This window comes from Bacillus sp. FSL R5-0560, from assembly GCF_037966305.1.
Taxonomy (GTDB): domain Bacteria; phylum Bacillota; class Bacilli; order Bacillales; family Bacillaceae; genus Bacillus; species Bacillus mojavensis.
Genome location: NZ_CP150195.1, coordinates 1,719,545 through 1,744,311 on the forward strand (window position 1 = coordinate 1,719,545; position 24,767 = coordinate 1,744,311).

The 24,767-nt window shown below is 45.4% G+C and carries 25 protein-coding genes; 23 read left to right on the top strand and 2 right to left on the bottom strand.

Annotated features, from left to right (window positions below):
* From cysC to sirC, 4 genes are all read left to right on the top strand, one after another.
* Complete coding sequence (gene cysC, locus NST56_RS08905) at nucleotides 1-594, top strand: adenylyl-sulfate kinase (protein ID WP_010334195.1); 594 nt, start codon at nucleotides 1-3, stop codon at nucleotides 592-594.
* 102 nt (nucleotides 595-696) lie between these two features.
* Nucleotides 697-1,470 carry a uroporphyrinogen-III C-methyltransferase gene (gene cobA, locus NST56_RS08910; RefSeq protein WP_168747777.1) on the top strand — a complete coding sequence of 258 codons (774 nt, stop codon included), beginning with the start codon at nucleotides 697-699 and terminating at the stop codon, nucleotides 1,468-1,470.
* Nucleotides 1,471-2,256 (top strand): sirohydrochlorin chelatase, encoded by a 786-nt coding sequence (gene sirB / locus NST56_RS08915; RefSeq protein ID WP_339181403.1) that lies wholly within the window; start codon nucleotides 1,471-1,473, stop codon nucleotides 2,254-2,256.
* Nucleotides 2,237-2,725: a bifunctional precorrin-2 dehydrogenase/sirohydrochlorin ferrochelatase gene (gene sirC / locus NST56_RS08920; RefSeq protein ID WP_229150098.1), complete on the top strand. Its 489-nt coding sequence runs from the start codon at nucleotides 2,237-2,239 to the stop codon at nucleotides 2,723-2,725. Before sirB ends, sirC begins: the two co-directional genes overlap by 20 nt.
* A 38-nt stretch (nucleotides 2,726-2,763) precedes the next feature.
* Here the strand turns inward: sirC and rqcH are convergent, their stop codons facing one another.
* The gene (rqcH, locus tag NST56_RS08925) at nucleotides 2,764-4,476 is read right to left on the bottom strand and encodes a tRNA modification protein RqcH (protein ID WP_339181405.1); all 1,713 of its coding nucleotides are present in this window, start codon (nucleotides 4,474-4,476) and stop codon (nucleotides 2,764-2,766) included.
* Between the two features lie 122 nt (nucleotides 4,477-4,598).
* On the opposite strand from rqcH, the gene NST56_RS08930 reads away from it, so the two are divergent.
* The 17 genes from NST56_RS08930 (at nucleotide 4,599) to spoVM (ending at nucleotide 22,180) form a co-directional block, all read left to right on the top strand.
* Nucleotides 4,599-7,271 (top strand): calcium-translocating P-type ATPase, SERCA-type, encoded by a 2,673-nt coding sequence (locus NST56_RS08930; RefSeq protein ID WP_268450144.1) that lies wholly within the window; start codon nucleotides 4,599-4,601, stop codon nucleotides 7,269-7,271.
* 84 nt (nucleotides 7,272-7,355) lie between these two features.
* A complete protein-coding gene (locus NST56_RS08935) occupies nucleotides 7,356-8,231 on the top strand; it encodes a YicC/YloC family endoribonuclease (protein ID WP_339181409.1) in 876 nt (291 codons plus the stop codon).
* A 76-nt stretch (nucleotides 8,232-8,307) separates the two neighbouring features.
* Nucleotides 8,308-8,577, top strand: coding sequence for an extracellular matrix/biofilm regulator RemA (gene remA, locus NST56_RS08940; protein ID WP_003154355.1), 270 nt, complete (start codon nucleotides 8,308-8,310; stop codon nucleotides 8,575-8,577).
* Between the two features lie 7 nt (nucleotides 8,578-8,584).
* Nucleotides 8,585-9,199: a guanylate kinase gene (gmk, locus tag NST56_RS08945; RefSeq protein WP_168747782.1), complete on the top strand. Its 615-nt coding sequence runs from the start codon at nucleotides 8,585-8,587 to the stop codon at nucleotides 9,197-9,199.
* Nucleotides 9,200-9,202: 3 nt separating this feature from the next.
* Nucleotides 9,203-9,406, top strand: coding sequence for a DNA-directed RNA polymerase subunit omega (rpoZ, locus tag NST56_RS08950; RefSeq protein ID WP_003221520.1), 204 nt, complete (start codon nucleotides 9,203-9,205; stop codon nucleotides 9,404-9,406).
* A 79-nt stretch (nucleotides 9,407-9,485) separates the two neighbouring features.
* The gene (gene coaBC, locus NST56_RS08955) at nucleotides 9,486-10,706 is read left to right on the top strand and encodes a bifunctional phosphopantothenoylcysteine decarboxylase/phosphopantothenate--cysteine ligase CoaBC (protein WP_339181413.1); all 1,221 of its coding nucleotides are present in this window, start codon (nucleotides 9,486-9,488) and stop codon (nucleotides 10,704-10,706) included.
* On the top strand, nucleotides 10,703-13,120 hold the full coding sequence (gene priA, locus NST56_RS08960; RefSeq protein ID WP_339181416.1) for a primosomal protein N': 2,418 nt from the start codon (nucleotides 10,703-10,705) through the stop codon (nucleotides 13,118-13,120). Before coaBC ends, priA begins: the two co-directional genes overlap by 4 nt.
* A 26-nt stretch (nucleotides 13,121-13,146) precedes the next feature.
* Nucleotides 13,147-13,629 carry a peptide deformylase gene (def, locus tag NST56_RS08965; protein WP_339181418.1) on the top strand — a complete coding sequence of 161 codons (483 nt, stop codon included), beginning with the start codon at nucleotides 13,147-13,149 and terminating at the stop codon, nucleotides 13,627-13,629.
* A gap of 4 nt (nucleotides 13,630-13,633) precedes the next feature.
* Complete coding sequence (gene fmt, locus NST56_RS08970; protein ID WP_268505657.1) at nucleotides 13,634-14,587, top strand: methionyl-tRNA formyltransferase; 954 nt, start codon at nucleotides 13,634-13,636, stop codon at nucleotides 14,585-14,587.
* Complete coding sequence (gene rsmB / locus NST56_RS08975) at nucleotides 14,574-15,917, top strand: 16S rRNA (cytosine(967)-C(5))-methyltransferase RsmB (protein WP_339181420.1); 1,344 nt, start codon at nucleotides 14,574-14,576, stop codon at nucleotides 15,915-15,917. The genes fmt and rsmB overlap by 14 nt, the downstream gene beginning before the upstream one ends.
* A 3-nt stretch (nucleotides 15,918-15,920) precedes the next feature.
* Nucleotides 15,921-17,012 (top strand): 23S rRNA (adenine(2503)-C(2))-methyltransferase RlmN, encoded by a 1,092-nt coding sequence (gene rlmN / locus NST56_RS08980; protein WP_339181421.1) that lies wholly within the window; start codon nucleotides 15,921-15,923, stop codon nucleotides 17,010-17,012.
* A gap of 6 nt (nucleotides 17,013-17,018) precedes the next feature.
* Nucleotides 17,019-17,783 carry a protein-serine/threonine phosphatase PrpC gene (gene prpC / locus NST56_RS08985; protein WP_010334207.1) on the top strand — a complete coding sequence of 255 codons (765 nt, stop codon included), beginning with the start codon at nucleotides 17,019-17,021 and terminating at the stop codon, nucleotides 17,781-17,783.
* On the top strand, nucleotides 17,777-19,723 hold the full coding sequence (pknB, locus tag NST56_RS08990; RefSeq protein WP_339181423.1) for a Stk1 family PASTA domain-containing Ser/Thr kinase: 1,947 nt from the start codon (nucleotides 17,777-17,779) through the stop codon (nucleotides 19,721-19,723). The genes prpC and pknB overlap by 7 nt, the downstream gene beginning before the upstream one ends.
* A gap of 14 nt (nucleotides 19,724-19,737) precedes the next feature.
* On the top strand, nucleotides 19,738-20,640 hold the full coding sequence (gene rsgA, locus NST56_RS08995; protein ID WP_339181424.1) for a ribosome small subunit-dependent GTPase A: 903 nt from the start codon (nucleotides 19,738-19,740) through the stop codon (nucleotides 20,638-20,640).
* Nucleotides 20,641-20,643: 3 nt separating this feature from the next.
* Nucleotides 20,644-21,297, top strand: a complete 654-nt coding sequence (gene rpe / locus NST56_RS09000) for a ribulose-phosphate 3-epimerase (protein ID WP_339181425.1) — start codon at nucleotides 20,644-20,646, stop codon at nucleotides 21,295-21,297.
* A 74-nt stretch (nucleotides 21,298-21,371) separates the two neighbouring features.
* The gene (locus tag NST56_RS09005; protein ID WP_268450174.1) at nucleotides 21,372-22,016 is read left to right on the top strand and encodes a thiamine diphosphokinase; all 645 of its coding nucleotides are present in this window, start codon (nucleotides 21,372-21,374) and stop codon (nucleotides 22,014-22,016) included.
* Between the two features lie 83 nt (nucleotides 22,017-22,099).
* The gene (gene spoVM / locus NST56_RS09010) at nucleotides 22,100-22,180 is read left to right on the top strand and encodes a stage V sporulation protein SpoVM (RefSeq protein WP_003221545.1); all 81 of its coding nucleotides are present in this window, start codon (nucleotides 22,100-22,102) and stop codon (nucleotides 22,178-22,180) included.
* A 72-nt stretch (nucleotides 22,181-22,252) separates the two neighbouring features.
* Here the strand turns inward: spoVM and rpmB are convergent, their stop codons facing one another.
* Nucleotides 22,253-22,441: a 50S ribosomal protein L28 gene (gene rpmB / locus NST56_RS09015; RefSeq protein WP_003221548.1), complete on the bottom strand. Its 189-nt coding sequence runs from the start codon at nucleotides 22,439-22,441 to the stop codon at nucleotides 22,253-22,255.
* A 278-nt stretch (nucleotides 22,442-22,719) separates the two neighbouring features.
* Between rpmB and NST56_RS09020 the strand changes: the two genes are divergently transcribed.
* Nucleotides 22,720-23,082 carry an Asp23/Gls24 family envelope stress response protein gene (locus NST56_RS09020; RefSeq protein ID WP_010334211.1) on the top strand — a complete coding sequence of 121 codons (363 nt, stop codon included), beginning with the start codon at nucleotides 22,720-22,722 and terminating at the stop codon, nucleotides 23,080-23,082.
* Between the two features lie 15 nt (nucleotides 23,083-23,097).
* A complete protein-coding gene (locus NST56_RS09025) occupies nucleotides 23,098-24,756 on the top strand; it encodes a DAK2 domain-containing protein (RefSeq protein WP_339181429.1) in 1,659 nt (552 codons plus the stop codon).
* Nucleotides 24,757-24,767 lie beyond the last annotated feature (11 nt).

Below are 24,767 nucleotides of genomic sequence, written 5' to 3' on the forward strand. Positions count from 1 at the left end.
GTGACAAATCGCGATATTGTATGGCATGAAGCCTCTATTACAAAAGAAGAGTATCAGCAAAAAAACAAACATAAAAGCTCCATTCTCTGGCTGACGGGTTTAAGCGGTTCAGGCAAATCAACCATTGCCAATGCTGCTGCGAGAGAACTTTTTGAACAAGGCTACCAAGTTATTGTGCTGGATGGTGACAACATTCGCCACGGTTTAAATAAAGATCTCGGTTTTTCTGACGAAGACCGAAAAGAAAACATCCGCCGAATCGGAGAGGTGGCAAAACTTTTTGTGCAGCAGGGCACCATTGTCATCACTGCTTTTATCTCTCCTTTCCGCGAGGACAGAGACCAGGTTCGCCAGCTTGTGGAAGCAGGCGAATTTAACGAAGTTTACATTAAATGCGACCTCGATATTTGTGAACAAAGAGATCCAAAAGGGCTCTACAAAAAAGCAAGAAACGGGGAAATTCCGTTCTTCACGGGCATTGATTCTCCTTATGAAGAGCCGGAAGCCCCTGAGCTCGTCCTTGACTCAGGACAATATGATCGTGAAGAGTGCAAAAATCAGCTGATCGAGTTTGTAAAGCAGCAATTGAGCTAAACGCCGCTCAGCTGTGTTCTTCTCAGATGCCGAAAAAATGCAAACTAGAACAACATCGCAGCGAACGTTCTGGAAGAACTCGAATAGATCGGGGGAAAGACGATGGGGAAAGTATATATTGTAGGAGCAGGTCCCGGAGATCCTGATCTGCTGACAATTAAAGCGCTGAAAGCCATTGAAAAAGCTGACGTAATCCTATATGACAGATTAGTAAATAAAGAGATTTTGCAATATGCCAAGGAGCAGGCGGACCTGATCTACTGCGGGAAGCTTCCAGATTTTCATACAATGAAGCAGGAAACCATCAATCGGTTTCTTGTGAAGTATGCGCAAAAAGGGAAAACCGTTGTCAGATTGAAAGGCGGAGACCCATTTGTGTTCGGCAGAGGGGGAGAAGAAGCGGAATGCCTTTCTGAAAATGGCATTCCGTTTGAAATTGTCCCCGGTATTACATCGGGAATCGCGGCAGCTGCTTATGCCGGGATTCCTGTCACTCATCGGGACGCGGGCTCTAACGTGGCTTTTGTAACGGGGCATTATAAAAAAGAAGAGGATTTTGAGGAAAAGTGGAAAGCGCTGGCCACAGGGATTGATACACTTGTCATCTATATGGGCATTAAAAATGTGCAGCAGATCGAAAAAAAACTCCTGGAAAACGGCCGGGACGGTGCTACTCCGGCAGCGTTTATTCATTGGGGAACAACGGACAAGCAAAAATCTGTTTTTTGTACAGTTGACACCCTTTCAGAAACGGTGAAAAAAGAAGACATTAAAAATCCGAGTTTAATTGTCGTAGGAAATGTTGTAAATTATCACTATAAGCTGGAATGGTTTGAATCTGAGCTGAAAAAACAAGATTTAAGCGAGGCGTTGTAAATGAAACAAGCGATTTTATATGTTGGCCACGGCAGTCGGGTAAAAAAGGCGCAGCAAGAGGCCGCTGCATTTTTGGAAGGATGCAAAGCGCACATCTCTGCGCCTGTTCAGGAAATCAGTTTTTTAGAGCTGCAGGAGCCGGCAATTGAGACAGGGTTTGAAGCATGTGTGAAGCAAGGCGCCACTCATATCGCAGTGGTGCCTCTGCTTCTTTTAACGGCTGCACATGCCAAACATGATATTCCGGAAGAAATTGCGCGTGCCGCGTCCCGTTATCCTTCAGTCCGTATTTCATACGGAAGTCCGATCGGGATTAACGAAGAAGTGGTCAAAGCGGTCTATCATCGTGTTAAAGACATAGGTGTTCCGTACGAAAACGCCAGGGTTGTGCTCATCGGCAGGGGAAGCTCAGACCCAGGTGTAAAAAGAGACGTAACCGGAATTGCCGGATTGCTTCAAAACATCATGCCCGTCAGCGAAGTGATTCCATGTTTTATGACAGCATGCGGTCCCAATTACAAAGAGATTCTTTCTGAACTGAAAAAAGATGACTGCGTGACGACCTTTATTGTTCCGTATTTGCTGTTTACCGGGATGCTGATGAATGAGATTGAACGTGAGGTCCAGAAATTGAAGGCGGAAAATCCAAATGTCTACCTCTCTTCCTATATCGGTTTCCACCCGCATGTGAAAAAGGCGTTTTTACATCGTGTGAAAGAAACGGCCGACAACCATGAGGGGCAATTTGATTTTGACGGAGGTTTATATGCTCCCGCTTCACATTAGTTTGCAGAAGAAAAAGGTTGTGATTGCAGGGGGCGGCAACATTGCGCTCAGAAGGCTGAAATCGGTGCTATCAGAGGGAGCGGATATTACAATTGTCAGTCCGGTTGCGGAACCCGAAATCAGGCAGATGGCAGACAATCGCCAGATCAAGTGGCTGAGCCGAAAGATTGAGAAAGAGGATTATCTCGATGCTTTTTTGATTATTGCCGCAACGGATGATGCCGCTGTGAATAAAGAGATTGCTCAAAACGCATCGTCTTCCCAGCTTGTCAACTGTGCCAGTAATGCTGAGTTGGGTAATGTGTATATGCCGAAAATCGTAAAAAGAGGGCATGTAACGGTGTCTGTCTCTACAAGCGGAGCCAGTCCAAAGCACACAAAAGAGCTTGCTGAAAAAGTGGATAAACTGATTGAAGGCGATTTTGTCGCTGAAGTTGACAGGCTTTATCAGGTAAGAAGAAAGAAATAAGCCAGAGCATACAATGCTCTGGCTTTTCTTTGTGCTGCTCAGCTTTTTTTCAGCTTGATGACAGTATCCGCATCAGGTGTGACAAAGACGGTATGCTGGCTGTCATAAGTCACGAAGCCTGGCTTTGCGCCGTTCGGCTTTTTGACATGCCTGATTTTTGTATAATCAACAGGCACAGAACTTGAATCTTTTGCTTTTGAAAAATAAGCTGCGATTGTGGCGGCTTCTATAATTGTTTGTTCATCAGGTTCGCTGCTTCTGATGACGACATGGGAGCCCGGAATATCCTTCGTGTGAAGCCATATGTCGTCTCTTGCTGCTGCTTTGGTCGTTAAATACTCGTTTTGGCGGTTGTTTTTGCCGACTAAAATAGTGATACCGGAAGAAGATTCGTATGTTTCTAAAACAGGGTTGTTCTGTTTTTGTTTTTTCTGTCCTTTTTGCTGCTTAGGTCGTAAATATTTCCCCTCCACAAGCTCTTCTCTGATTTCACTGATATCACGCGGAGAAGCGGACGACAGCTGCTGAATCAGCTGATCGAAGTATTCAATTTCTTGCTGTGCCAGCCTGATCTGTTCTTCGACAACGGCAACTGAGTTTTTCGCCTTCTGATACTTAGTGAAATAGGCCTGCGCATTCTCTGAAGGCGTTTTGTTCGGATTCAGCGGGATGGTAATTGTCGGATTTTCCTCATCATAGTAGTTGATGACTTCAGCCTGTTTGTCGCCTTTTTTCATCATATATAAATTTGCAGTCAGCAGCTCCCCGTAAAGCTGAAATTCCTTAGCATTTTCCGAATACTCCAGTGTTTTTTCCAGTTTTTTGATTTTGTTGGCGTTCTTTTTCCGTTCATTCACAACAAACCGCTCAAGATCCTGGGCCTGCTGTTTAACCCGGTCCCGCTCAGCTTTTCCGAAATAAAAGCGGTCCAGCAGCTCACTTAACGAATCGAAGCGGCGTGCTTCTCCTTTAAGGTGAGTCAGCTCCAGCAGATAAAAATAATCCTTCCCGTTAACAGTCGTAATGTTAGGGATAAAGCGGTGCTCCCTTACCTCTCTAAAGAGCTCCAGCAGTGCTGTTGGAAGTGTTACTTTGTTGGCAAGGCCCGCTCTGTGGACAGCTTCTTTTGCGAACAGCGGAGAAACACCGGAAAAATGGTCAACAATTTGTTTATCTAGCCGCCCTTCTTGAAAACTGAGATGACGCAAAATGTCGTCTTCAGTTGCTTCAAGCGGCGGGATCTTATCCTGGGCTGGCGGAAGCTTATAATCGTAGCCCGGCAGTACGGTACGGTAGCTGTTCATTGACGGGGATAAATGTTTCAGCCCGTCGATGATCGCATTTTCCTCTCCGTCCGTCAGAATGATATTGCTGTGGCGGCCCATAATTTCGACATAAAGCTTTCGATGCGTTTCATCACCGATTTCATTGCGGCTTTTAATATGAAAAATCATAATGCGGTCAAGCCCCGCCTGTTCAATTTTTTCAATAAATCCGCCTTCAATATGCTTTCTCAGCAGCATGCAAAACATCGGTGGTTCACTCGGGTTTTCATACGTTTGGGCCGTGATATGCACCCGTGAATAGCTTGGGTGTGCCGATAATAAAAGTTTTTGGTTCTTTCCATTGGCACGGATGTGAAAAATCACATCGTGCTTATAAGGCTGATGGACTTTCGTGATCCGTCCGCCCATTATTCGCTCGTTCAGTTCGTGTGTCATTCCGTATGTAAACATGCCATCAAACGACATATATAATACACCCTCTCCATTCTTCCTGCATTCGATAATTATAGCATGAAATGGGACGAGTCAGAATAAGCATGCTTATAGAGTGATATCTCTATAAGAGAGCAGGGGAGTGGACGAGCGGAATGAAGTTTCATGAAATGGGACAAACAGATTTATTAGAGGCAACAAATACGTCCATGAAACAAGGATTAACTGAAAAAGAGGTGAAAAAACGCCTCGACAAGCATGGGCCAAACGAGCTTCAAGAAGGGAAAAAAACATCAGCGCTTATTTTGTTTTTAGCCCAGTTTAAAGATTTTATGGTGCTTGTGCTGCTTGCGGCAACACTCATTTCAGGGTTTCTTGGTGAATATGTGGATGCGGTTGCGATTATTGCGATTGTGTTTGTGAATGGCATACTTGGGTTTTTTCAAGAACGGCGTGCAGAGCAATCTCTTCAGGCATTAAAAGAGCTGTCAACTCCTCATGTGATGGCGCTCAGGGAAGGAAGCTGGACAAAGATTCCTTCTAAAGAACTGGTGCCGGGCGACATTGTGAAGTTTACAAGCGGCGACCGGATTGGAGCAGATGTCCGGATTGTCGAAGCGAAAAGCCTGGAAATTGAAGAATCAGCGTTAACCGGAGAGTCAATCCCGGTTGTGAAACATGCGGATAAATTGAAAAAACCCGATGTGTCGCTGGGGGATATTACGAATATGGCCTTTATGGGAACCATCGTCACCCGCGGCAGCGGTGTCGGTGTTGTCGTCGGTACAGGAATGAACACGGCTATGGGGAAAATCGCTGACATGCTTGAATCGGCGGGAACTCTGTCGACCCCGCTGCAAAGAAGGCTCGAGCAGCTCGGAAAAATTTTAATTGTTGTCGCTTTGCTGCTTACCGTACTCGTTGTCGCTGTCGGCGTGATCCAGGGACACGATCTGTACAGTATGTTTTTAGCCGGTGTCTCACTAGCGGTAGCCGCCATACCAGAAGGGCTTCCAGCCATTGTGACAGTAGCGCTGTCATTGGGTGTACAGCGTATGATCAAGCAAAAATCAATCGTGAGAAAGCTTCCAGCGGTTGAGACGCTTGGGTGTGCCTCTATTATTTGTTCAGACAAAACAGGAACGATGACGCAAAACAAAATGACGGTCACACATGTATGGTCCGGAGGAAAAACATGGAGAGTGTCAGGCACGGGTTACGATCCGAAAGGAGGCTTCACACTGAACGATAAAGAGGTCAGTGTGAATCAGCATAAGCCGCTTGAGCAAATGCTGTTATTCGGCGCGCTTTGTAACAACTCGAATATTGAGAAAAGAAACGGTGACTATGTGCTTGACGGAGATCCGACAGAGGGGGCGCTGCTCACTGCGGCAAGAAAAGGCGGCTTTTCAAAGGAGTTTGTGGAATCTCATTACCGGGTGGTTGAGGAGTTTCCGTTTGATTCAGCACGAAAAATGATGACCGTCATTGTAGAGGATCAGGACAAAAAGCGCTATATCATTACGAAAGGCGCGCCGGATGTCCTGATGCAGCGGTCCAACCGTATTTATTATGACGGCTCTGCCGCCCCTTTCTCAAATGAGAGAAAAGCAGAAACAGAGGCAGTATTACGGCAGCTGGCTTCCCAGGCGCTCCGGACGATTGCTGTTGCCTATAGACCGGTAAAAGCAGGGGAAACACCGTCAATGGAGCAGGCGGAAAAAGATCTGACAATGCTTGGCCTTTCAGGCATCATTGATCCGCCGCGGCCTGAAGTCAGACAGGCGATTAAAGAATGCCGTGAAGCGGGAATTAAGACCGTCATGATTACAGGGGATCATGTTGAGACAGCAAAAGCTATAGCGAAAGATTTGCGTCTCCTCCCGAAAAACGGAAAAATCATGGACGGCCAGATGCTGAATGAGCTTTCACAAGAAGAGCTTTCTGACGTAGTGGAGGATGTGTATGTGTTTGCCCGCGTTTCTCCTGAGCATAAATTGAAAATTGTTAAAGCGTATCAGGAAAACGGACATATCGTTGCGATGACAGGAGACGGCGTCAATGACGCTCCCGCTATCAAGCAGGCTGACATTGGCGTTGCCATGGGGATTACAGGAACGGATGTGGCGAAGGAAGCATCATCCCTCATTCTCGTAGATGATAATTTTGCAACCATCAAATCAGCGATTAAAGAAGGCAGAAATATTTATGAAAATATTAGAAAATTTATCCGATACCTGCTGGCTTCTAACGTAGGAGAAATTCTGGTCATGCTTTTCGCCATGCTGCTTGCCCTTCCGTTGCCGCTCGTGCCGATTCAGATTTTGTGGGTAAACTTGGTGACAGATGGATTGCCGGCGATGGCGCTCGGCATGGATCAGCCGGAAGGTGACGTTATGAAGCGGAAGCCGCGTCACCCGAAAGAAGGGGTGTTTGCCCGCAAGCTTGGATGGAAGGTGGTCTCCAGAGGATTTTTAATTGGTGCTGCCACAATTTTGGCTTTTATCATCGTGTATCACCGCAATCCTGAGAATTTGTCTTATGCTCAGACAATTGCGTTTGCGACGTTGGTGCTGGCTCAGCTTATTCACGTATTTGACTGCCGGAGCGAAACTTCTGTTTTTTCCAGAAATCCGTTTGAAAACTTGTATCTGATCGGCGCTGTATTGTCATCAATTTTACTGATGCTGGTGGTTATTTACTATCCGCCGCTCCAGCCGATTTTCCACACGGTTGCCATCACGCCGGGAGACTGGATGCTTGTCATCGGCATGTCGGCCATCCCTACTTTTTTGCTGGCGGGGTCACTTTTGACAAGAAAAAAATAAATTCATATGATATAATCTTAGGGGTAATAGCATGTCTATTGCCCTTTTATTTTGAGAACAGGGAAGAAATTAGGTGTTTTATTTATGATACGGAGTATGACAGGCTTCGGCAGTGCAAGCAAAACACAAGATGAACTCTCTGTAAGCGTTGAACTTAAATCTGTGAATTACAGGTTTAAAGAAGTGAACGCTCGTTTGCCAAGGCCTTTGCTATATTTAGAAGATAAGCTGAAACAGACGATTCTGCAGTACATACAGCGCGGAAGAATTGAGCTTTTCGTCTCCGTTGACAGTGATATGCTCGTAGAGAGAAGGCTGGACATTGATTGGCCGCTACTCGATGAGTTTGTCGCAGCTGCAGAGGATATGAAAAAGCGATATCAATTGTCCGCAGAGCCTGATGTCATGGACTTCTTCAAGCTTGAACATGTCGTCCAGATTCATGAGGAACAGACCCAAAATGAAAAGCTTGAGGAGTTACTAACAGCTGCTGCAGAGGAAGCTGTAAAAGGACTCTGTGAGATGCGCGAAAAAGAGGGGCTGCTTCTAGCCAAAGACTGTCTGATGCATATTGACCAGCTTGAAGAGCTGGCCGAAAAGACCGAATCTTTGGCAGCCGATGCGGTATCTCGTTACAGGGAACGGCTTTACGCCAGAATAAAGGAATGGACCGAAGACGTGTTGGATGAGAGCCGGCTTGTTACAGAATGCGCTATTTTTGCAGATCGCTCTGATATTACAGAAGAGATTACAAGGCTGAAGAGCCACTTCGCTCAGTTTCGTGATATATTAGCTGAAGGCGGAGCTGTCGGGCGCAAACTCGACTTTCTTGTCCAAGAGCTGAATCGGGAAGCAAATACAATCGGCTCAAAAGCAAATGATCACCAGATCACAAAGCTTGTCGTCGAAATGAAAAGTTCTATTGAAAAAATAAAAGAACAAGTGCAAAATATAGAATAGTAACTGTGCGTATTGTTTACAGACGGACTTGCTAGGTTAAACTAGAGACGTCTATTTTACAGGGGGAACGTAGAAGATGACGATTAAACTGATTAATATCGGATTTGGCAATATTATCTCCGCCAATCGGATGATTTCGATTGTCAGCCCGGAGTCTGCGCCAATCAAACGGATGATCCAGGATGCAAGAGACCGCGGAATGCTAATTGACGCTACATACGGACGAAGAACCCGTGCAGTTGTCGTCATGGATAGTGATCACATTATCTTATCTGCCGTCCAGCCTGAGACAGTTGCACACAGACTTTCTGTTAAAGAAGAAATTATGGATGAAGGGCAGGGGTAATTGCCGCATGAAAGAAAGAGGGTTATTAATCGTTCTCTCAGGTCCCTCAGGAGTTGGTAAAGGAACGGTTCGGCAAGCGATTTTTTCGCAGGAAGACACAAAATTCGAGTATTCGATTTCAGTAACAACGAGAAACCCGCGTGAGGGCGAAGTGAACGGAGTCGATTATTTTTTCAAAACGAGAGAAGAATTTGAGCAAATGATTGCAGACAATAAGCTGCTTGAATGGGCGGAATATGTAGGCAATTATTACGGCACTCCGGTCGATTATGTTGAACAGACGCTCCAAGAAGGAAAAGACGTCTTTTTAGAAATCGAAGTTCAAGGCGCTCTTCAAGTGAGAAATGCTTTCCCGGAAGGCTTGTTTATTTTCCTTGCGCCTCCAAGTCTTTCTGAACTGAAGAACAGAATTGTGACAAGAGGAACGGAAACAGATGCTCTGATTGAAAATCGCATGAAAGCCGCCAAAGCTGAGATCGAAATGATGGACGCATATGATTACGTTGTGGAAAATGATAATATCGAAACGGCTTGCGACAAAATTAAAGCAATCGTTCTCGCGGAACATTTGAAGCGTGAGCGCGTTGCACCAAGATATAAGAAAATGCTGGAGGTTGAATAACTGATGTTAGATCCGTCAATTGACTCATTAATGAATAAATTGGATTCAAAATACACGCTCGTAACCGTTTCTGCTAGACGCGCGCGTGAAATGCAAATCAAAAAAGACCAGATGATTGAACATACGATTTCACACAAATATGTAGGCAAAGCTTTAGAAGAAATTGATGCAGGCCTGCTTTCGTTTGAAAAGGAAGACCGCGAATAGTAGCACAAGTAGCAACCTATATCATGTAGGTTGTTATTTTTTTCCGTGCTGTTTTTATATCGCAGAGGGGGAGAAGTCATTGCTGAACAATCGAAATGTGTTACTTTGCGTGAGCGGAGGCATCGCTGTTTATAAAGCCTGTGCGCTGACAAGCAAACTGGTGCAGGCGGGGGCAAATGTTAAAGTCATTATGACTGAATCTGCGTGCCAGTTCGTATCACCGCTGACATTTCAGGCATTGAGCCGCCATGAAGTATATACAGATACATTTAAAGAACAAAATCCAAGCGTCATCTCTCATATAGACGCGGCTGACTGGGCCGACCTGATTATCGTAGCGCCGGCTACGGCCAATGTGATTGGTAAATTGGCCAACGGCATTGCAGATGATATGCTGACAACAACCTTGTTAGCGGCAACAGCTCCGGTATGGATTGCGCCCGCCATGAATGTGCATATGTATGATCATCCGGCAGTCAAACGCAATATTTCTGTCCTATATCAGGATGGTTTTCGTTTTATTGAGCCGAGCGAGGGCTATTTAGCATGCGGTTACGTCGGAAAAGGAAGATTGGAAGAACCCGAAAACATCGTGAAGCTTGCGGAAAAGCATTTTGCAGAGGAAAAAAACGCGCCTTTAGAAGGGAAACATGTTGTGATCACAGCAGGCCCGACACGGGAGGCAGTTGATCCTGTACGTTTTTTCACGAATAAATCGACGGGTAAAATGGGATACGCATTAGCTGAGGCTGCGGTGCGACTCGGTGCAAACGTGACCTTGATCTCAGGGCCGGTTTCGCTTGATGTCCCTAAAGGGCTTTCACAGTTTATCCCGGTCCAATCGGCTGCGGACATGCGCGATGCAGTGCTTTCTGTGTATGAGGGAAGCGACGTCGTCATTAAAACAGCTGCTGTTGCCGATTTTACGCCAAAAACAGTATTTGACCAAAAAATGAAAAAGCAAGACGACGGAATGACCCTTGAATTAAAAAGAACAGTCGATATCTTAAAAGAATTGGGCGAGAAAAAACAGCATCAGCTGTTAGTCGGTTTTGCTGCTGAGACACAAGATGTGGAACATTACGCCCGCAAAAAGCTTTCTGCCAAAAATCTTGACATGATTGTGGCGAATGATGTGAAAGCGGCAGGGGCCGGTTTTGGTGCTGATACGAATATCGTGACGCTCTTTTTCAAAGACGGGCGCAAACGCGAGCTTCCGAAGATGTCTAAGCTCGATGTTTCTTTTGACATTTTTGAAGAAATCGCAGCGCTCTTAAAACAAACCGGAGAGCCCTCATGAATTTTGCCGAAGTCATCGTAGATGTCAGCACCAAAAATATAGACAGGCCGTTTGATTACAAAATCCCAGACCATCTTAAAGGTATGATCAAAACGGGAATGAGGGTCATTGTTCCGTTTGGCCCCCGTAAAATTCAAGGGTTTGTGACAGCTGTCAAAGAAACGTCTGATCTTTCAGGTAAATCTGTTAAAGAAGTGGAGGATTTATTAGATCTTACGCCTGTTTTGACAGAAGAGCTGATGAATTTGTCGGCATGGCTGTCAGACAAAACGCTGTCTTTTAAAATAACGGCGCTTCAAGCGATGCTGCCTGCCGCACTTAAAGCGAAATACGAAAAAGAGCTGAAAATCGCGGAGGGTGCGGATATCCCGCCGCAGGTAGAACGGCTGTTTTCTGAAACAAAGAGCTTGCTGTATTCCGATATACCTGATCACGATACGCTGAAAATCATCCAGAAGTTGATTCAAAAGGGCCATATCGATGTAACTTATAAAGTGGCGCAAAAAGCGAACAAAAAAATGGTCAGGTATATTCAGGCCAATGCCAGTAAAGAAGAGCTCTCCAAGCAGGCTGAGGGTTTATCCCGACAAGCGGCCAAACAGCAGGCGATCCTGCACTTTTTCATGACGGAACCGGAAGGCACGAAAATACCTGCTGCGGACCTGTGCAAAAAAACAGACGCAAGCTCGGCCACCATCAAGACCCTGATTCAAAAGGGGCTTCTGAAAGAAGCCTATGAAGAGGTTTACAGAGACCCCTATCAGGACAAAATGTTCAAAAAAACAGAACCGCTGCCGCTGACAGACGAGCAGAGCGCGGCCTTTCTGCAGATACGCCGGACGATAGACAACAATGAACATCAAGTGTTTCTCCTGCACGGGGTGACGGGAAGCGGCAAAACGGAAATTTATCTCCAGTCGATTGAAAAAGTGCTTGCGAAAGGAAAAGAAGCCATCGTACTTGTACCGGAAATATCGTTAACGCCGCAAATGGTTCATCGCTTTAAAGGGCGTTTTGGCTCTCAGGTAGCCGTGATGCACAGCGGGTTATCCACTGGTGAAAAGTATGACGAGTGGCGCAAAATCCACCGCAAGGAAGTACGGCTTGTCGTGGGTGCGAGGTCCGCTATTTTTACCCCGTTTGAAAATCTCGGGATGATTATCATCGATGAGGAGCATGAATCGTCCTATAAACAAGAGGAAATGCCGCGATACCATGCAAAAGAAGTAGCGATCAAGCGGGCGGAGCACCACCGCTGTCCGGTTGTGTTAGGTAGTGCTACACCGACGCTAGAGTCATATGCACGGGCGCAAAAAGGAGTGTACGAGCTGCTTTCGCTGAAACACCGCGTCAATCACCAAGTGATGCCTGAGGTTTCGCTTGTGGATATGAGAGAGGAGCTCAGAAACGGCAATCGCTCTATGTTTTCAATAGAATTGATGGAAAAGCTTGAAGAAATCATTGCCAAGGGTGAACAGGCTGTGCTGTTTTTAAATAAAAGGGGCTATTCCTCCTTTGTGATGTGCAGGGACTGCGGTTATGTTCCGCAATGCCCTCACTGCGACATCTCCATGACGTATCACCGTTCCGGCCAGAGGATGAAATGCCATTATTGCGGACATGAAGAACCTGTTCCGCATACTTGTCCCGAATGCGGAAGCGAGCATATCCGTTTTTTCGGAACGGGAACACAAAGAGTGGAAGAAGAATTAACAAAGGTGCTGCCACATGCAAGAGTCATACGGATGGATGTTGATACGACCTCTCGGAAAGGTGCCCATGAAAAATTATTGTCTGCTTTCGGAGAAGGCAAAGCAGATATACTTCTTGGAACGCAAATGATTGCGAAAGGGCTTGATTTTCCGAATGTGACACTTGTCGGAGTCTTAAGCGCTGACACAACACTGCACATTCCTGATTTCAGATCTGCCGAAAAAACGTTTCAGCTGCTAACGCAAGTCAGCGGCCGCGCGGGAAGACATGAAAAACCCGGCAATGTCATTATTCAAACGTACACACCGTCCCATTACAGCATCCAGCTGACGAAAACGCATGATTATGAAACGTTTTATCAGCAAGAAATGGCACACAGGAGGGAGCAATCTTACCCGCCGTATTACTATTTGGCTCTTGTGACGGTTTCTCACGAGGAAGTGGCGAAAGCGGCTGTAACGGCTGAGAAAATCGCACACTTTCTGAAAGCAAACTGCGGGGCAGATACGAAAATACTCGGTCCAAGCGCATCGCCGATCGCCAGGATCAAAGATAGATATCGCTATCAATGCGTGATAAAATACAAACAGGAAACCCAGATATCAGCTTTATTGAAGAAGATACTGGAACATTATAAACGCGAAATTGAACAAAAGCATGTAATGATTTCAATTGATATGAATCCTTATATGATGATGTAAGATCTCACGTCTTGGAGGGTAATGAATTGGCAGTGAAAAAGGTCGTCACACATCCCGCGGAGGTTTTGGAAACGCCTGCGGAAACCGTGACTGTTTTTGATAAAAAGCTAAAAAAACTGCTTGATGATATGTACGATACCATGCTTGAAATGGATGGAGTCGGACTGGCAGCGCCGCAAATCGGTACTTTAAAAAGAGCGGCTGTTGTTGATATCGGAGAGGAAAGCGGCAGAATTGACCTTGTGAATCCGGAAATTCTTGATCAAAGCGGCGAGCAAACCGGAGTTGAAGGATGCTTGAGTTTTCCCGGCATCTATGGAGAGGTCACGCGTGCCGATTATGTGAAAGTGCGGGCGTATAACCGTCAAGGAAAACCGTTCATTCTTGAAGCGAGAGGCTTTTTCGCGAGAGCCGTGCAGCATGAAATGGACCACTTGGACGGCGTGCTGTTCACATCAAAAATAAGCAAATATTATACAGAAGATGAACTAGCGGATATGGAAGGATGATTTGATGACGAGAATCGTGTTTATGGGAACACCCGATTTTTCAGTTCCTGTTTTAAGAACCCTGATAGATGACGGATATGAAGTAGTGGGGGTCGTCACGCAGCCTGACCGTCCGAAGGGCAGAAAAAAAGTGCTCACGCCTCCGCCTGTAAAGGAAGAAGCTTTACGTCACGGCATCCCGGTTCTTCAGCCTGAAAAAGTCAGACTGACAGAAGAAATAGAAAAGGTGCTGGCGTTACAGCCGGATCTTATTGTGACGGCAGCATTTGGGCAAATTCTGCCTAAAGAGCTACTCGACAGCCCTAAGTACGGATGCATTAATGTTCATGCGTCTCTTTTGCCTGAACTGAGAGGCGGGGCCCCTATCCATTATTCCATTCTCGAAGGTAAGAAAAAAACCGGAGTTACCATTATGTACATGGTGGAAAAATTAGATGCAGGCGATATGATTTCAAAAGTGGAAGTAGACATTGAAGAAACCGACAATGTCGGAACCCTGCACGATAAATTAAGCGTTGCTGGCGCAAAGCTTTTGTCTGAAACAGTTCCTCAAGTCATAGCCGGCGACATATCACCTGAAAAGCAGGATGACGAGAAAGCGACGTATGCGCCAAACATTAAAAGAGAACAAGAGCTGATTGACTGGTCCAGAGCGGGAGAAGAGCTTTATAACCAAGTTCGAGGTTTAAACCCATGGCCTGTTGCCTATACGACTTTAAATGGTCAAAATCTGAAAGTGTGGGCAGCGAAGAAAACAGCTGCGCCGGCAAAAGCTGAACCCGGCACAGTCATTGCTATTAAAAAAGAAGGAATCATCGTCGCCACAGGAAACGATACGGCACTGTTATTAACGGAGCTGCAGCCTGCCGGCAAAAAACGCATGCGAGGCGAAGACTTTGTCCGTGGCGCTCATGTTGAGACAGGTGATATGTTAGGAGTGCACAATGAAAACAAATAGCGTTCGCGATATTGCGCTGGAGGCGCTGGTCAAATTAGAACAAAATCAGTCATACAGTAACCTGCTCCTGAAATCGGTTATTAAATCTAATAAACTGAGCGATCAAGACCGCGGGCTTTTGACTGAACTGGTGTACGGTACATTGCAAAACAAAATCGCGCTGGATTATATGCTCAAGCCGTTTATCAACAAGCCTCAAAAGGTGAAGCCGTGGGTTATCCAGCTTCTCCGCCTGTCCTTATATCAAATGGAATATTTAGAGAAAATTCCCGACCGGGCAGTCATCCATGAAGCGGTAGAGATTGCTAAAAACCGCGGACATAAAGGCATTGCCTCATTTGTCAACGGCGTGCTTCGCTCTATTCAGCGCGAAGGAGTCCCTTCCTTTGACGCCATCGAAGATCCTGTCCTCGGGCTTGCGACAGAAACAAGCCATCCCGAATGGCTCGTGAAAGAGTGGGTAGCCGCATACGGATTTGATGCGGCTGAAAAGATTTGCCGCATCCATCTCATTCCGCCTAAGCAAACGCTGCGTGTCAACCAAATGAAAACGGACAGAGCGGAGATACTTGATCAAATGGCAGCTGAAGGAATCGAAGCGGAAAAAGGTGATCTCGCCGAGGACGCTGTGAAGCTTGTAAAGGGAACTATTGCCGGAACTCACTTCTTCCAGACAGGCGAAGTGTCCATCCAGGATGAAAGCTCCATGCTGGTTGCCAGGGCTCTTGACCCTAAGCCAGGTGAAACGGTGCTTGATGCGTGCGCAGCGCCGGGCGGGAAGTCAGCCCATATCGCTGAATTAATGGAGAACAAGGGAAGTGTGACATCGCTTGATCTTCACAAACACAAGGTGAAGCTGATCAAAGAAGCGTCAGAACGGCTTGGCCTTTCCATTATTGATGCGAAAACAATGGACGCGAGAAAAGCCGGAGAAACATTTGAAAGTGAACAGTTTGACCGTATTTTGGTAGACGCTCCTTGCTCAGGCTTTGGCGTGATCAGAAGAAAGCCGGATATGAAATACACCAAAACCCCGAATGACAGCTCCCGGCTTGCTGAAATCCAGCTGTCTATCTTAAGGGAAATTGCGCCATTAGTAAAAAAAGGTGGCACTCTTGTCTACAGTACGTGTACAATGGATCGGATAGAAAATGAAGAAGTTATCCATGCGTTTATACAAGAACATCCTGATTTTGAACCCGATTTGTCTCTTGAAAAGCGGCTGCCCGAAAAGGCGAGACCCTTTGTTCGGGATGGAAGGCTTCAAATCCTTCCGCATTATTTCGGAACAGATGGTTTCTTTATTTGCAGCATGAGAAAGAAGGGATAAGCAATGACAGAATTTAAAAAAACAAAGATCAGAAAAGAATTGCGGACAGAACGTCCTTCGATTTATTCTTTTGAATTAGACGAAATCAAACAATGGCTGACAGACAACGGGGAGAAACCGTTCCGCGCGGCACAGATTTTTGAATGGCTATACGAAAAACGAGTAACTTCTTTTGATGAAATGACAAACCTATCAAAGGAACTGCGTGAGAAATTAAACACTCATTTTGTATTAACGACGCTGAAAACGGCTGTTAAACAAACTTCTCAAGACGGTACGATGAAGTTTTTATTCGAGCTTCACGATGGTTATACAATCGAAACTGTTTTAATGAGACACGAGTATGGTAATTCTGTATGTGTAACGACACAAGTCGGCTGCCGCATTGGCTGCACATTCTGTGCGTCAACGCTCGGCGGTTTAAAACGAAATCTTGAAGCAGGTGAAATTGTCGCTCAAGTGGTGAAAGTTCAAAAAGCGCTAGATGAAACGGATGAACGCGTCAGCTCTGTCGTTATCATGGGAATCGGCGAACCATTTGATAACTTTAACGAAATGCTTGCCTTTTTAAAAATCATTAACCATGATAAGGGACTGAATATCGGCGCTCGCCATATTACTGTTTCTACCAGCGGAATCATCCCGAAAATTTACGAATTCGCTGATCAGCAAATGCAGATTAACTTTGCGATTTCTCTGCACGCGCCAAATACAGAAATCAGAAGCCGTTTGATGCCGATTAACAGAGCGTACAAGCTCCCTGATTTAATGGAAGCCGTTAAATATTACATTAATAAAACGGGACGCCGGATCAGCTTTGAATACGGTCTGTTCGGTGGCGTAAATGACCAGGTTGAGCACGCTGAAGAGCTTGCAGACTTGCTGGAAGGCGTAAAATGCCACGTGAACTTGATTCCGGTAAACTATGTGCCTGAACGGGATTACGTCCGCACACCGCGTGAGCAGATTTTTGCTTTTGAGAAAACGTTGAAATCCCGCGGAGTAAATGTCACGATTCGAAGAGAGCAAGGCCATGACATTGACGCAGCCTGCGGTCAGCTTCGCGCGAAGGAGCGTCAAGACGAGACGAGGTGATGAGGGTTGTTAACAGCCTTAAAAACAGATACAGGGAAAATCCGCCAGCATAATGAAGATGATGCGGGTATTTTTAAGGGGAAAGACGATTTTGTATTAGCGGTTGTCGCTGATGGCATGGGCGGCCATCTTGCTGGAGATGTTGCAAGCAAGATGGCTGTGAAAGCCATGGGAGAGAAATGGAATGAGTCAGATACGATTCCTGCGGCGCCGTCAGAATGTGAAAAGTGGCTCATTGAACAGATTCTCGCGGTAAACAGCAAGATTTACGATCATGCCCAAGCGCACGAAGAATGCCAAGGCATGGGAACAACCATTGTATGCGCTCTTTTTACAGGTAAAACGGTTTCCGTTGCCCATATAGGCGACAGCAGATGCTATTTGCTCCAGGACGATCTCTTCGTTCAGGTGACAGAGGATCATTCTCTGGTGAATGAACTGGTTCGCACCGGCGAAATCTCAAGAGAAGATGCTGAGCATCATCCACGCAAAAATGTGCTGACGAAGGCGCTCGGAACAGATCAATCCGTCAGTATTGACGCACGTTCTTTTGAAATTGAACCCGGAGACAAACTCCTTTTATGTTCTGATGGACTGACGAATAAAGTGGAAGTCACTGAATTAAAAGACATCCTGCAAAGCGATTCAGCTCCTCAGGAAAAAGTAAACCTGCTTGTGGACAAAGCCAATGAGAATGGCGGGGAAGACAATATTACAGCAGTGTTGCTTGAGCTTGCTTTACATGTTGAAGAGGGTGAAGATCAGTGCTAATCGGCAAGCGAATCAGCGGGCGTTACCAGATTCTCCGTGTCATAGGCGGCGGGGGAATGGCCAACGTTTATTTAGCTGAGGACATTATTCTTGATCGTGAAGTCGCAATCAAAATCCTGCGGTTTGACTATGTGAATGACAATGAGTTTATTAGGCGTTTTCGTAGAGAAGCCCATTCGGCCTCAAGCCTTGATCACCCGAATATTGTCAGCATTTATGATTTGGGCGAGGAAGATGATATTTACTATATTGTCATGGAATACGTAGAGGGCATGACGCTAAAAGAATACATAACAGCAAACGGGCCGCTTCACCCCAAAGAAGCGCTCAGCATCATGGAGCAAATTGTTTCAGCCATTGCCCATGCCCACCAAAATCATATTGTCCACAGGGATATTAAACCGCATAACATTTTGATTGATCATATGGGCAATATCAAAGTAACGGATTTTGGAATTGCGACTGCACTGACTTCGACAACAATCACCCACACCAATTCTGTGCTGGGCTCAGTCCATTATTTATCCCCCGAACAGGCGCGGGGCGGCCTGGCCACAAAAAAATCAGATATTTATGCGCTTGGGATTGTCTTATTTGAGCTGTTAACCGGCCGAATCCCATTTGATGGAGAATCGGCTGTCAGCATCGCCTTAAAGCATCTTCAGGCTGAAACCCCTTCAGCGAAAAGGTGGAATCCCTCAGTACCCCAAAGCGTTGAAAACATCATATTAAAGGCAACCGCCAAAGATCCTTTTCACCGCTATGAAACTGCTGAAGATATGGAAGAAGATATTCGAACAGCTTTTGACGCTGACAGGCTCAACGAGAAGAAATTTACGATTCAAGATGATGAAGAAATGACGAAAGCGATTCCGATTATTAAGGATGAAGAGCTTGCAAAAGCTTCTCATGATAAAGAAGCTGACATGACATTTCCTCAAGAAACCCAAACAAAGAAAAAAGCAAAGAGAAAAAAATGGCCGTGGATACTGCTCACCATATGCCTGGTTTTTATCACGGCAGGAGTTCTAGCCGTCACTGTTTTTCCTTCTCTTTTTATGCCTAAGGATGTCAAAATACCTGAAGTAGCAGGGATGGAATATGAAAAAGCGGCAGATCTTCTAGAAAAAGAAGGTTTGCAGGTAGATTCAGACGTATTGGAAATCTCAGATGAGAAGATCGAAGAAGGCCTGATGGTCAAAACCGATCCTAAAGCCGAGTCCACTGTTAAAGAAGGAGCAACGGTTACGCTTTATAAGAGCACAGGTAAAGCAAAAAAGCAGATCGGTGATGTGACGGGGCAATCAGTCGACAAGGCAAAAAAAGTGTTAAAGGAACAGGGCTTTAAAAATGTAACGGTGGATGAAGTAAATGATGAGAAAGACGCCGGCACTGTCATAGATCAGAATCCGTCAGCAGGGACCGAGCTTGTGCCGGACGAAGATCAAATTAAGCTCACAGTCAGCATCGGGCCGGAAGATATTACGCTCAGAGACTTAAAAACATACAGTAAAGAAGCGGCCTCAGGATATCTGGAAGATAACGGGCTCAAACTGGTGGAAAAAGAAGCGTACTCAGATGACGTTCCGGAAGGACAGGTTGTCAAACAAAAACCGGCAGCGGGAACGGCGCTAAAGCCGGGAAATGAGGTCGAAGTGACATTCTCTCTCGGACCTGAGAAAAAACCGGCCAAAACAGTGAAAGAAAAAGTCAAGATTCCATATGAGCCGGAAAACGAAGGGGACGAGCTTGAGGTGCAAATCGCGATTGACGACGCGGATCACAGCATTTCTGACACTTACGAACATTTTAAGATTAAAGAGCCCGTAGAACGGACGATCGAATTGAAGATTGAACCTGGCCAAAAAGGGTACTATCAAGTGATGGTAAATAATAAAGTCGTCAGCTACAAAACAATTGAGTATCCGAAAGATGAATAACAAGGAGGGAAAATATGCCTGAGGGCAAAATTATTAAAGCGCTAAGCGGCTTTTATTACGTACTGGATGAATCAGAGGGTTCAAATAATGAAAAAGTTATACAATGCAGAGGAAGAGGTATTTTCAGAAAAAATAAAATCACCCCTTTGGTCGGTGATTATGTTGTTTATCAAGCTGAAAATAATAAAGAAGGATATCTATTAGAGATTAAAGAAAGAACCAATGAACTTATCAGGCCGCCGATCTGCAACGTTGATCAAGCGGTGCTTGTTTTCTCGGCGGTGCAGCCATCTTTCAGCACAGCATTGCTCGACCGTTTCTTGGTTCTCGTAGAAGCGAATGACATCCAGCCGATTATTTGTATTACAAAAATGGATTTAATTGAAGATCAACATACACAAAAACGCATTCAAGCGTATGCTGAAGACTACCGGAACATTGGCTATGACGTATATCTTACCTCTTCTATGGACCAAGGCAGCTTAACGGAGATCATCCCGCATTTCCGCGACAAAACAACAGTCTTTGCCGGCCAGTCGGGGGTTGGGAAATCCTCGCTTCTCAACGCGATCAGCCCGGAGCTGGGTTTGAGAACAAACGAAATTTCCGAGCATTTAGGCCGTGGGAAGCACACAACCCGCCACGTGGAGCTTATACACACGTCCGGAGGTCTGGTTGCGGATACGCCGGGTTTCAGCTCTCTTGAGTTTACAGACATTGAAGAAGGAGAGCTGGGCTTCACTTTCCCTGACATCAGAGAAAAAAGCGCATCATGCAAATTCAGAGGATGTCTGCATTTGAAAGAGCCGAAATGTGCAGTCAAACAAGCCGTTGAAGAAGGGGAATTAAAGCAGTACCGCTACGACCATTATGTTGAATTTATCACAGAGATCAAAGACAGAAAGCCGAGGTATTAGATCATGGTAAAGATTGCACCTTCTATTCTTTCCGCTGATTTTGCCGCTTTAGGCAAAGAAATTCAAGATGTAGAAAAAGGCGGAGCCGATTACATTCATGTTGATGTCATGGACGGCCATTTTGTCCCGAATATCACGATTGGACCGCTGATTGTAGAAGCCATTCGTCCGGTGACGAAACTGCCGCTGGATGTACATTTAATGATTGAAGAGCCGGATCGTTATATCCCGGCTTTCGCAAAAGCTGGTGCTGATATCCTGTCTGTACATGCTGAAGCCTGTCCGCACCTTCACGGGACAATCCAGCTTATAAAAGAGCAGGGTGTAAAAGCCGGAGTTGTCCTGAATCCGCATACACCTGTTCAGATAATTGAGCATATTTTTGAAGAACTTGATCTTGTTCTCTTAATGACGGTGAACCCTGGTTTCGGCGGACAGAAATTTATACATTCTGTTCTTCCGAAAATAAAAGAAGTGAAACGTATGGCAGAGGAAAAAGGGAAACATGATCTGCTGATTGAAGTGGACGGCGGCGTCAACAAAGAAACAGCCCCGCTAGTCATCGAAGCGGGCGCAAACTTACTTGTTGCCGGTTCTGCTGTTTATGGCCAAACTGACCGCGAAAAAGCTATTTCTGAGATAAGGGGAAGCAAATGAGCAGCACGAAAAAGAGCCGGGCGCATCTAGCCTGAGCTCTTTTTCCTGTATCCAGAAGCAGAAAGGAAAAAGAGATGAGAAAAATCAATATCGTTGCAGGAGGCCCAAAAGATTTAATCCCTGACCTGACTGATTATATGGCTGATGACACGATCTGGGTCGGGGTTGACAAAGGAACGGTCACGCTTTTAAATGCCGGTATCATTCCTGATGAAGCCTTCGGAGATTTTGACAGCATTACAGAGCATGAACGCCGGCAAATCGAAAAAGCCGCGCCCGCTCTCCATGTGTATCAGGCAGAAAAAGATCAAACTGACTTAGACCTTGCTCTTGATTGGGCCCTGGACAAGCAGCCGGATATGATTCAGATCTTCGGTATTACAGGCGGCAGAGCAGATCACTTTTTAGGAAATATTCAGCTGCTGTACAGAGGAGTAAAAACAACTTCGAAAATGAAGCTTATAGACAAACAGAATGATATTCAGATGTTCTCTCCAGGCGAATATTCTCTTCTTATCGATCAAAACAAACGATATATCTCCTTCATTCCATTTACAGAAGAAGTGGATGAGCTGACTCTCATCGGTTTTAAATATCCGCTAAATAAGTGTCATATTACGCTTGGTTCAACACTATGTATTAGTAACGAACTCATTCATTCACGAGGTACTTTTTCGTTTGCGAAAGGCATATTAATAATGGTAAGAAGCACGGATTAGCTTGTGCTTTCACTCATTTGTTGAAATTAATGAACCTTAAAGTGATGAACAGGCGGTTACGGGACTTATAGGAGGGGACAAAAATGAAATTTTACACCATTAAATTGCCGAAGTTTTTAGGAGGAATTGTCCGGGCGATGCTGGGCTCATTTAGAAAAGATTAAAGCCCAGGGGTTCACAGCCCTCTTTCACCACATAAAAACGCCTGCCACATATCAGGGCAGGCGTTCATTTTGTTATACACGCTCAACTTTACCGGATTTCAAAGCTCGAGCAGATACATATACTTTTTTAGGTTTTCCGTTCACAAGGATACGAACCTTTTGAAGATTCGCGCCCCAAGTGCGCTTAGAAGCGTTCATTGCGTGAGAACGGTTATTCCCAGCTGTTGTTTTTTTACCTGTGATAACGCATTTACGTGCCATTTGTTTCCCTCCTCACTTGCACAAAACATCTACTTTTTCACTTTCATATGTTCTTAGATGCTTTCGATATGGATACTTTAAATAATTTACCACAGCTAAAAAACGTTTGCAACTATTGTTTCATCATCTTTCAAGAAAATTCACTTGACATCTTGCACAAACAGCGGCGCTATAGTATATGTAAAGAGACGTGCAGCGATTGCCGCGTCTTTTCTTTTCATAATGGAGTTCATATAGTAGAATAGCTGTAACTCTATGCATTCGAAGGAGGAACTAGTGTGTCCATTGAATTAAGAACGAAATACGGGCAAATTGATATATCGAATGATGTCATTGCAATGGTTGCCGGAGGAGCTGCGATTGACTGTTACGGCATTGTTGGAATGGCCTCTAAAAACCAAATTAAAGACGGACTGACTGAAATCCTTCGGAAAGAGAATTTCAGCAGAGGTGTTCAAGTTCGCCAAGAAGCAGAACAGATACATATTGACATGTATATCATTGTCAGCTACGGCACAAAAATTTCTGAAGTGGCACATAACGTCCAAACAAAAGTAAAGTACACAGTAAATCAAACAGTCGGACTTGCAGTGGATTCTGTCAATATTTATGTCCAAGGGGTACGAGTGACGAACCCGTAGTTAGGAGGAGTAGGATTGTCTATCAGAACATTAGACGGCAAAATCTTTGCCGAGATGATTCTTGCAGGAGCACAGAATCTGTCTCAAAACGCGAGTGCGGTTGACGCGCTCAACGTGTTTCCGGTGCCGGACGGTGATACGGGAACAAACATGAACCTGTCGATGACTTCCGGGGCAAGAGAAGTGGAGCATTTGGAGACAAGTGATATCGGTAAAGTGGGCTCCGCGTTATCTAAAGGATTGCTCATGGGGGCAAGAGGGAATTCAGGAGTCATCCTGTCCCAATTGTTCCGAGGATTCAGTAAAAGCATCGAAACAAAAAAAGAAATTAATGCAAAAGAGTTTGCCGCCGCGCTGCAAGCCGGTGTGGATATGGCTTACAAAGCTGTCATGAAACCTGTGGAGGGTACCATTTTAACTGTTGCAAAAGATGCTGCGAAACAAGCGGTGGCCTTGGCGGAAAAAGAAACCGATATCATTGCGCTGATGACTTCTGTGACAAAGGAAGCTGAGGCATCCTTAAACCGGACACCAGAATTGCTGCCTGTCTTGAAGGAAGTTGGTGTCGTTGACAGCGGGGGCAAAGGCCTGCTTTGTGTGTATGAAGGCTTTCTCGCTTCATTAAAAGGAGAGACCGTTCCTGAGAAAACCGTTCTCCCGTCACTTGATGACATGGTTAGCGCGGAGCATCATAAGAGCGCGCAGAGTATGATGAACACGGAAGATATTGAATTCGGTTTCTGTACAGAAGTGATGGTAAGGCTCGATCAGAATAAAAGAGAATTCGATGAAGGCACATTCAGAAATGACCTCAGCCAATTTGGGGATTCTCTTTTGGTTATTGCAGACGAGTCTCTGGCGAAGGTTCATATTCATGCAGAAGAGCCGGGAAACGTGTTAAACTATGCCCAAAACTACGGTGAATTAATAAAAATCAAAATTGAAAACATGAGAGAGCAGCACACTTCCATCATCAGCCAGGACAGCGAGCCTGCTCACAGTGAGAAAGCGGCAAAGCAGCCGTACGGCATTGTGACTGTTGCAATGGGAGAAGGCATTTCTGATCTATTCAAAAGCATTGGCGCTTCCGTTGTGATTGAAGGCGGCCAGACGTTGAATCCGAGCACTGAGGATATTGTCGAAGCTGTAAGGTCTGTAAATGCTGAAGCTGTGTTTATCTTACCGAATAACTCCAACATTATCATGGCTGCCAATCAAGCTGCAAGTGTGATGGGTGATAGGGTTTTTGTCATTCCTGCCAAAACGGTTCCGCAAGGGATGTCAGCACTGCTGGCATTTAATCCGGATCAAGAACCTGAAGCAAATGAAGCCAATATGCTAAGTGCGATTCAGCAAGTAAAAAGCGGACAGGTGACATACTCAGTCAGAGATACTCATATTGACGGCAAAGACATTAAAAAAGGCGACTTTATGGGAATTCTGAATGGAACGATTATCGGCACTGCTGAAGATCAGCTGTCAGCCGCGAAAATGCTGCTGTCAGAAATGATCGGAGAAGAGGACGAAATTGTCACTATCCTATATGGTGAGGATGCATCCCAGGAAGAAGCTGAGGAGCTTGAAGCGTATCTCAGTGAAAAGTACGAGGAGATTGAGGTTGAAATCCACAACGGAAAACAGCCGCTGTATTCGTATATCGTTTCTGCAGAATAGAAGGGCAAATT

What these genes read in the sequence shown, in the direction of transcription:
- NST56_RS08935 (WP_339181409.1), top strand. Translation starts at nt 7,356, where the DNA reads ATGATACGGAGTATGACAGGCTTCGGCAGTGCAAGCAAAACACAAGAT.
- fmt (WP_268505657.1), top strand. Translation starts at nt 13,634, where the DNA reads ATGACGAGAATCGTGTTTATGGGAACACCCGATTTTTCAGTTCCTGTT.
- NST56_RS09005 (WP_268450174.1), top strand. Translation starts at nt 21,372, where the DNA reads ATGAGAAAAATCAATATCGTTGCAGGAGGCCCAAAAGATTTAATCCCT.
- rpe (WP_339181425.1), top strand. Translation starts at nt 20,644, where the DNA reads ATGGTAAAGATTGCACCTTCTATTCTTTCCGCTGATTTTGCCGCTTTA.
- rsgA (WP_339181424.1), top strand. Translation starts at nt 19,738, where the DNA reads ATGCCTGAGGGCAAAATTATTAAAGCGCTAAGCGGCTTTTATTACGTA.
- rpoZ (WP_003221520.1), top strand. Translation starts at nt 9,203, where the DNA reads ATGTTAGATCCGTCAATTGACTCATTAATGAATAAATTGGATTCAAAA.
- spoVM (WP_003221545.1), top strand. Translation starts at nt 22,100, where the DNA reads ATGAAATTTTACACCATTAAATTGCCGAAGTTTTTAGGAGGAATTGTC.
- rsmB (WP_339181420.1), top strand. Translation starts at nt 14,574, where the DNA reads ATGAAAACAAATAGCGTTCGCGATATTGCGCTGGAGGCGCTGGTCAAA.
- rqcH (WP_339181405.1), bottom strand. Translation starts at nt 4,476, where the DNA reads ATGTCGTTTGATGGCATGTTTACATACGGAATGACACACGAACTGAAC.
- NST56_RS08930 (WP_268450144.1), top strand. Translation starts at nt 4,599, where the DNA reads ATGAAGTTTCATGAAATGGGACAAACAGATTTATTAGAGGCAACAAAT.
- cobA (WP_168747777.1), top strand. Translation starts at nt 697, where the DNA reads ATGGGGAAAGTATATATTGTAGGAGCAGGTCCCGGAGATCCTGATCTG.
- priA (WP_339181416.1), top strand. Translation starts at nt 10,703, where the DNA reads ATGAATTTTGCCGAAGTCATCGTAGATGTCAGCACCAAAAATATAGAC.
- rlmN (WP_339181421.1), top strand. Translation starts at nt 15,921, where the DNA reads ATGACAGAATTTAAAAAAACAAAGATCAGAAAAGAATTGCGGACAGAA.
- rpmB (WP_003221548.1), bottom strand. Translation starts at nt 22,441, where the DNA reads ATGGCACGTAAATGCGTTATCACAGGTAAAAAAACAACAGCTGGGAAT.
- gmk (WP_168747782.1), top strand. Translation starts at nt 8,585, where the DNA reads ATGAAAGAAAGAGGGTTATTAATCGTTCTCTCAGGTCCCTCAGGAGTT.
- remA (WP_003154355.1), top strand. Translation starts at nt 8,308, where the DNA reads ATGACGATTAAACTGATTAATATCGGATTTGGCAATATTATCTCCGCC.
- sirB (WP_339181403.1), top strand. Translation starts at nt 1,471, where the DNA reads ATGAAACAAGCGATTTTATATGTTGGCCACGGCAGTCGGGTAAAAAAG.
- sirC (WP_229150098.1), top strand. Translation starts at nt 2,237, where the DNA reads ATGCTCCCGCTTCACATTAGTTTGCAGAAGAAAAAGGTTGTGATTGCA.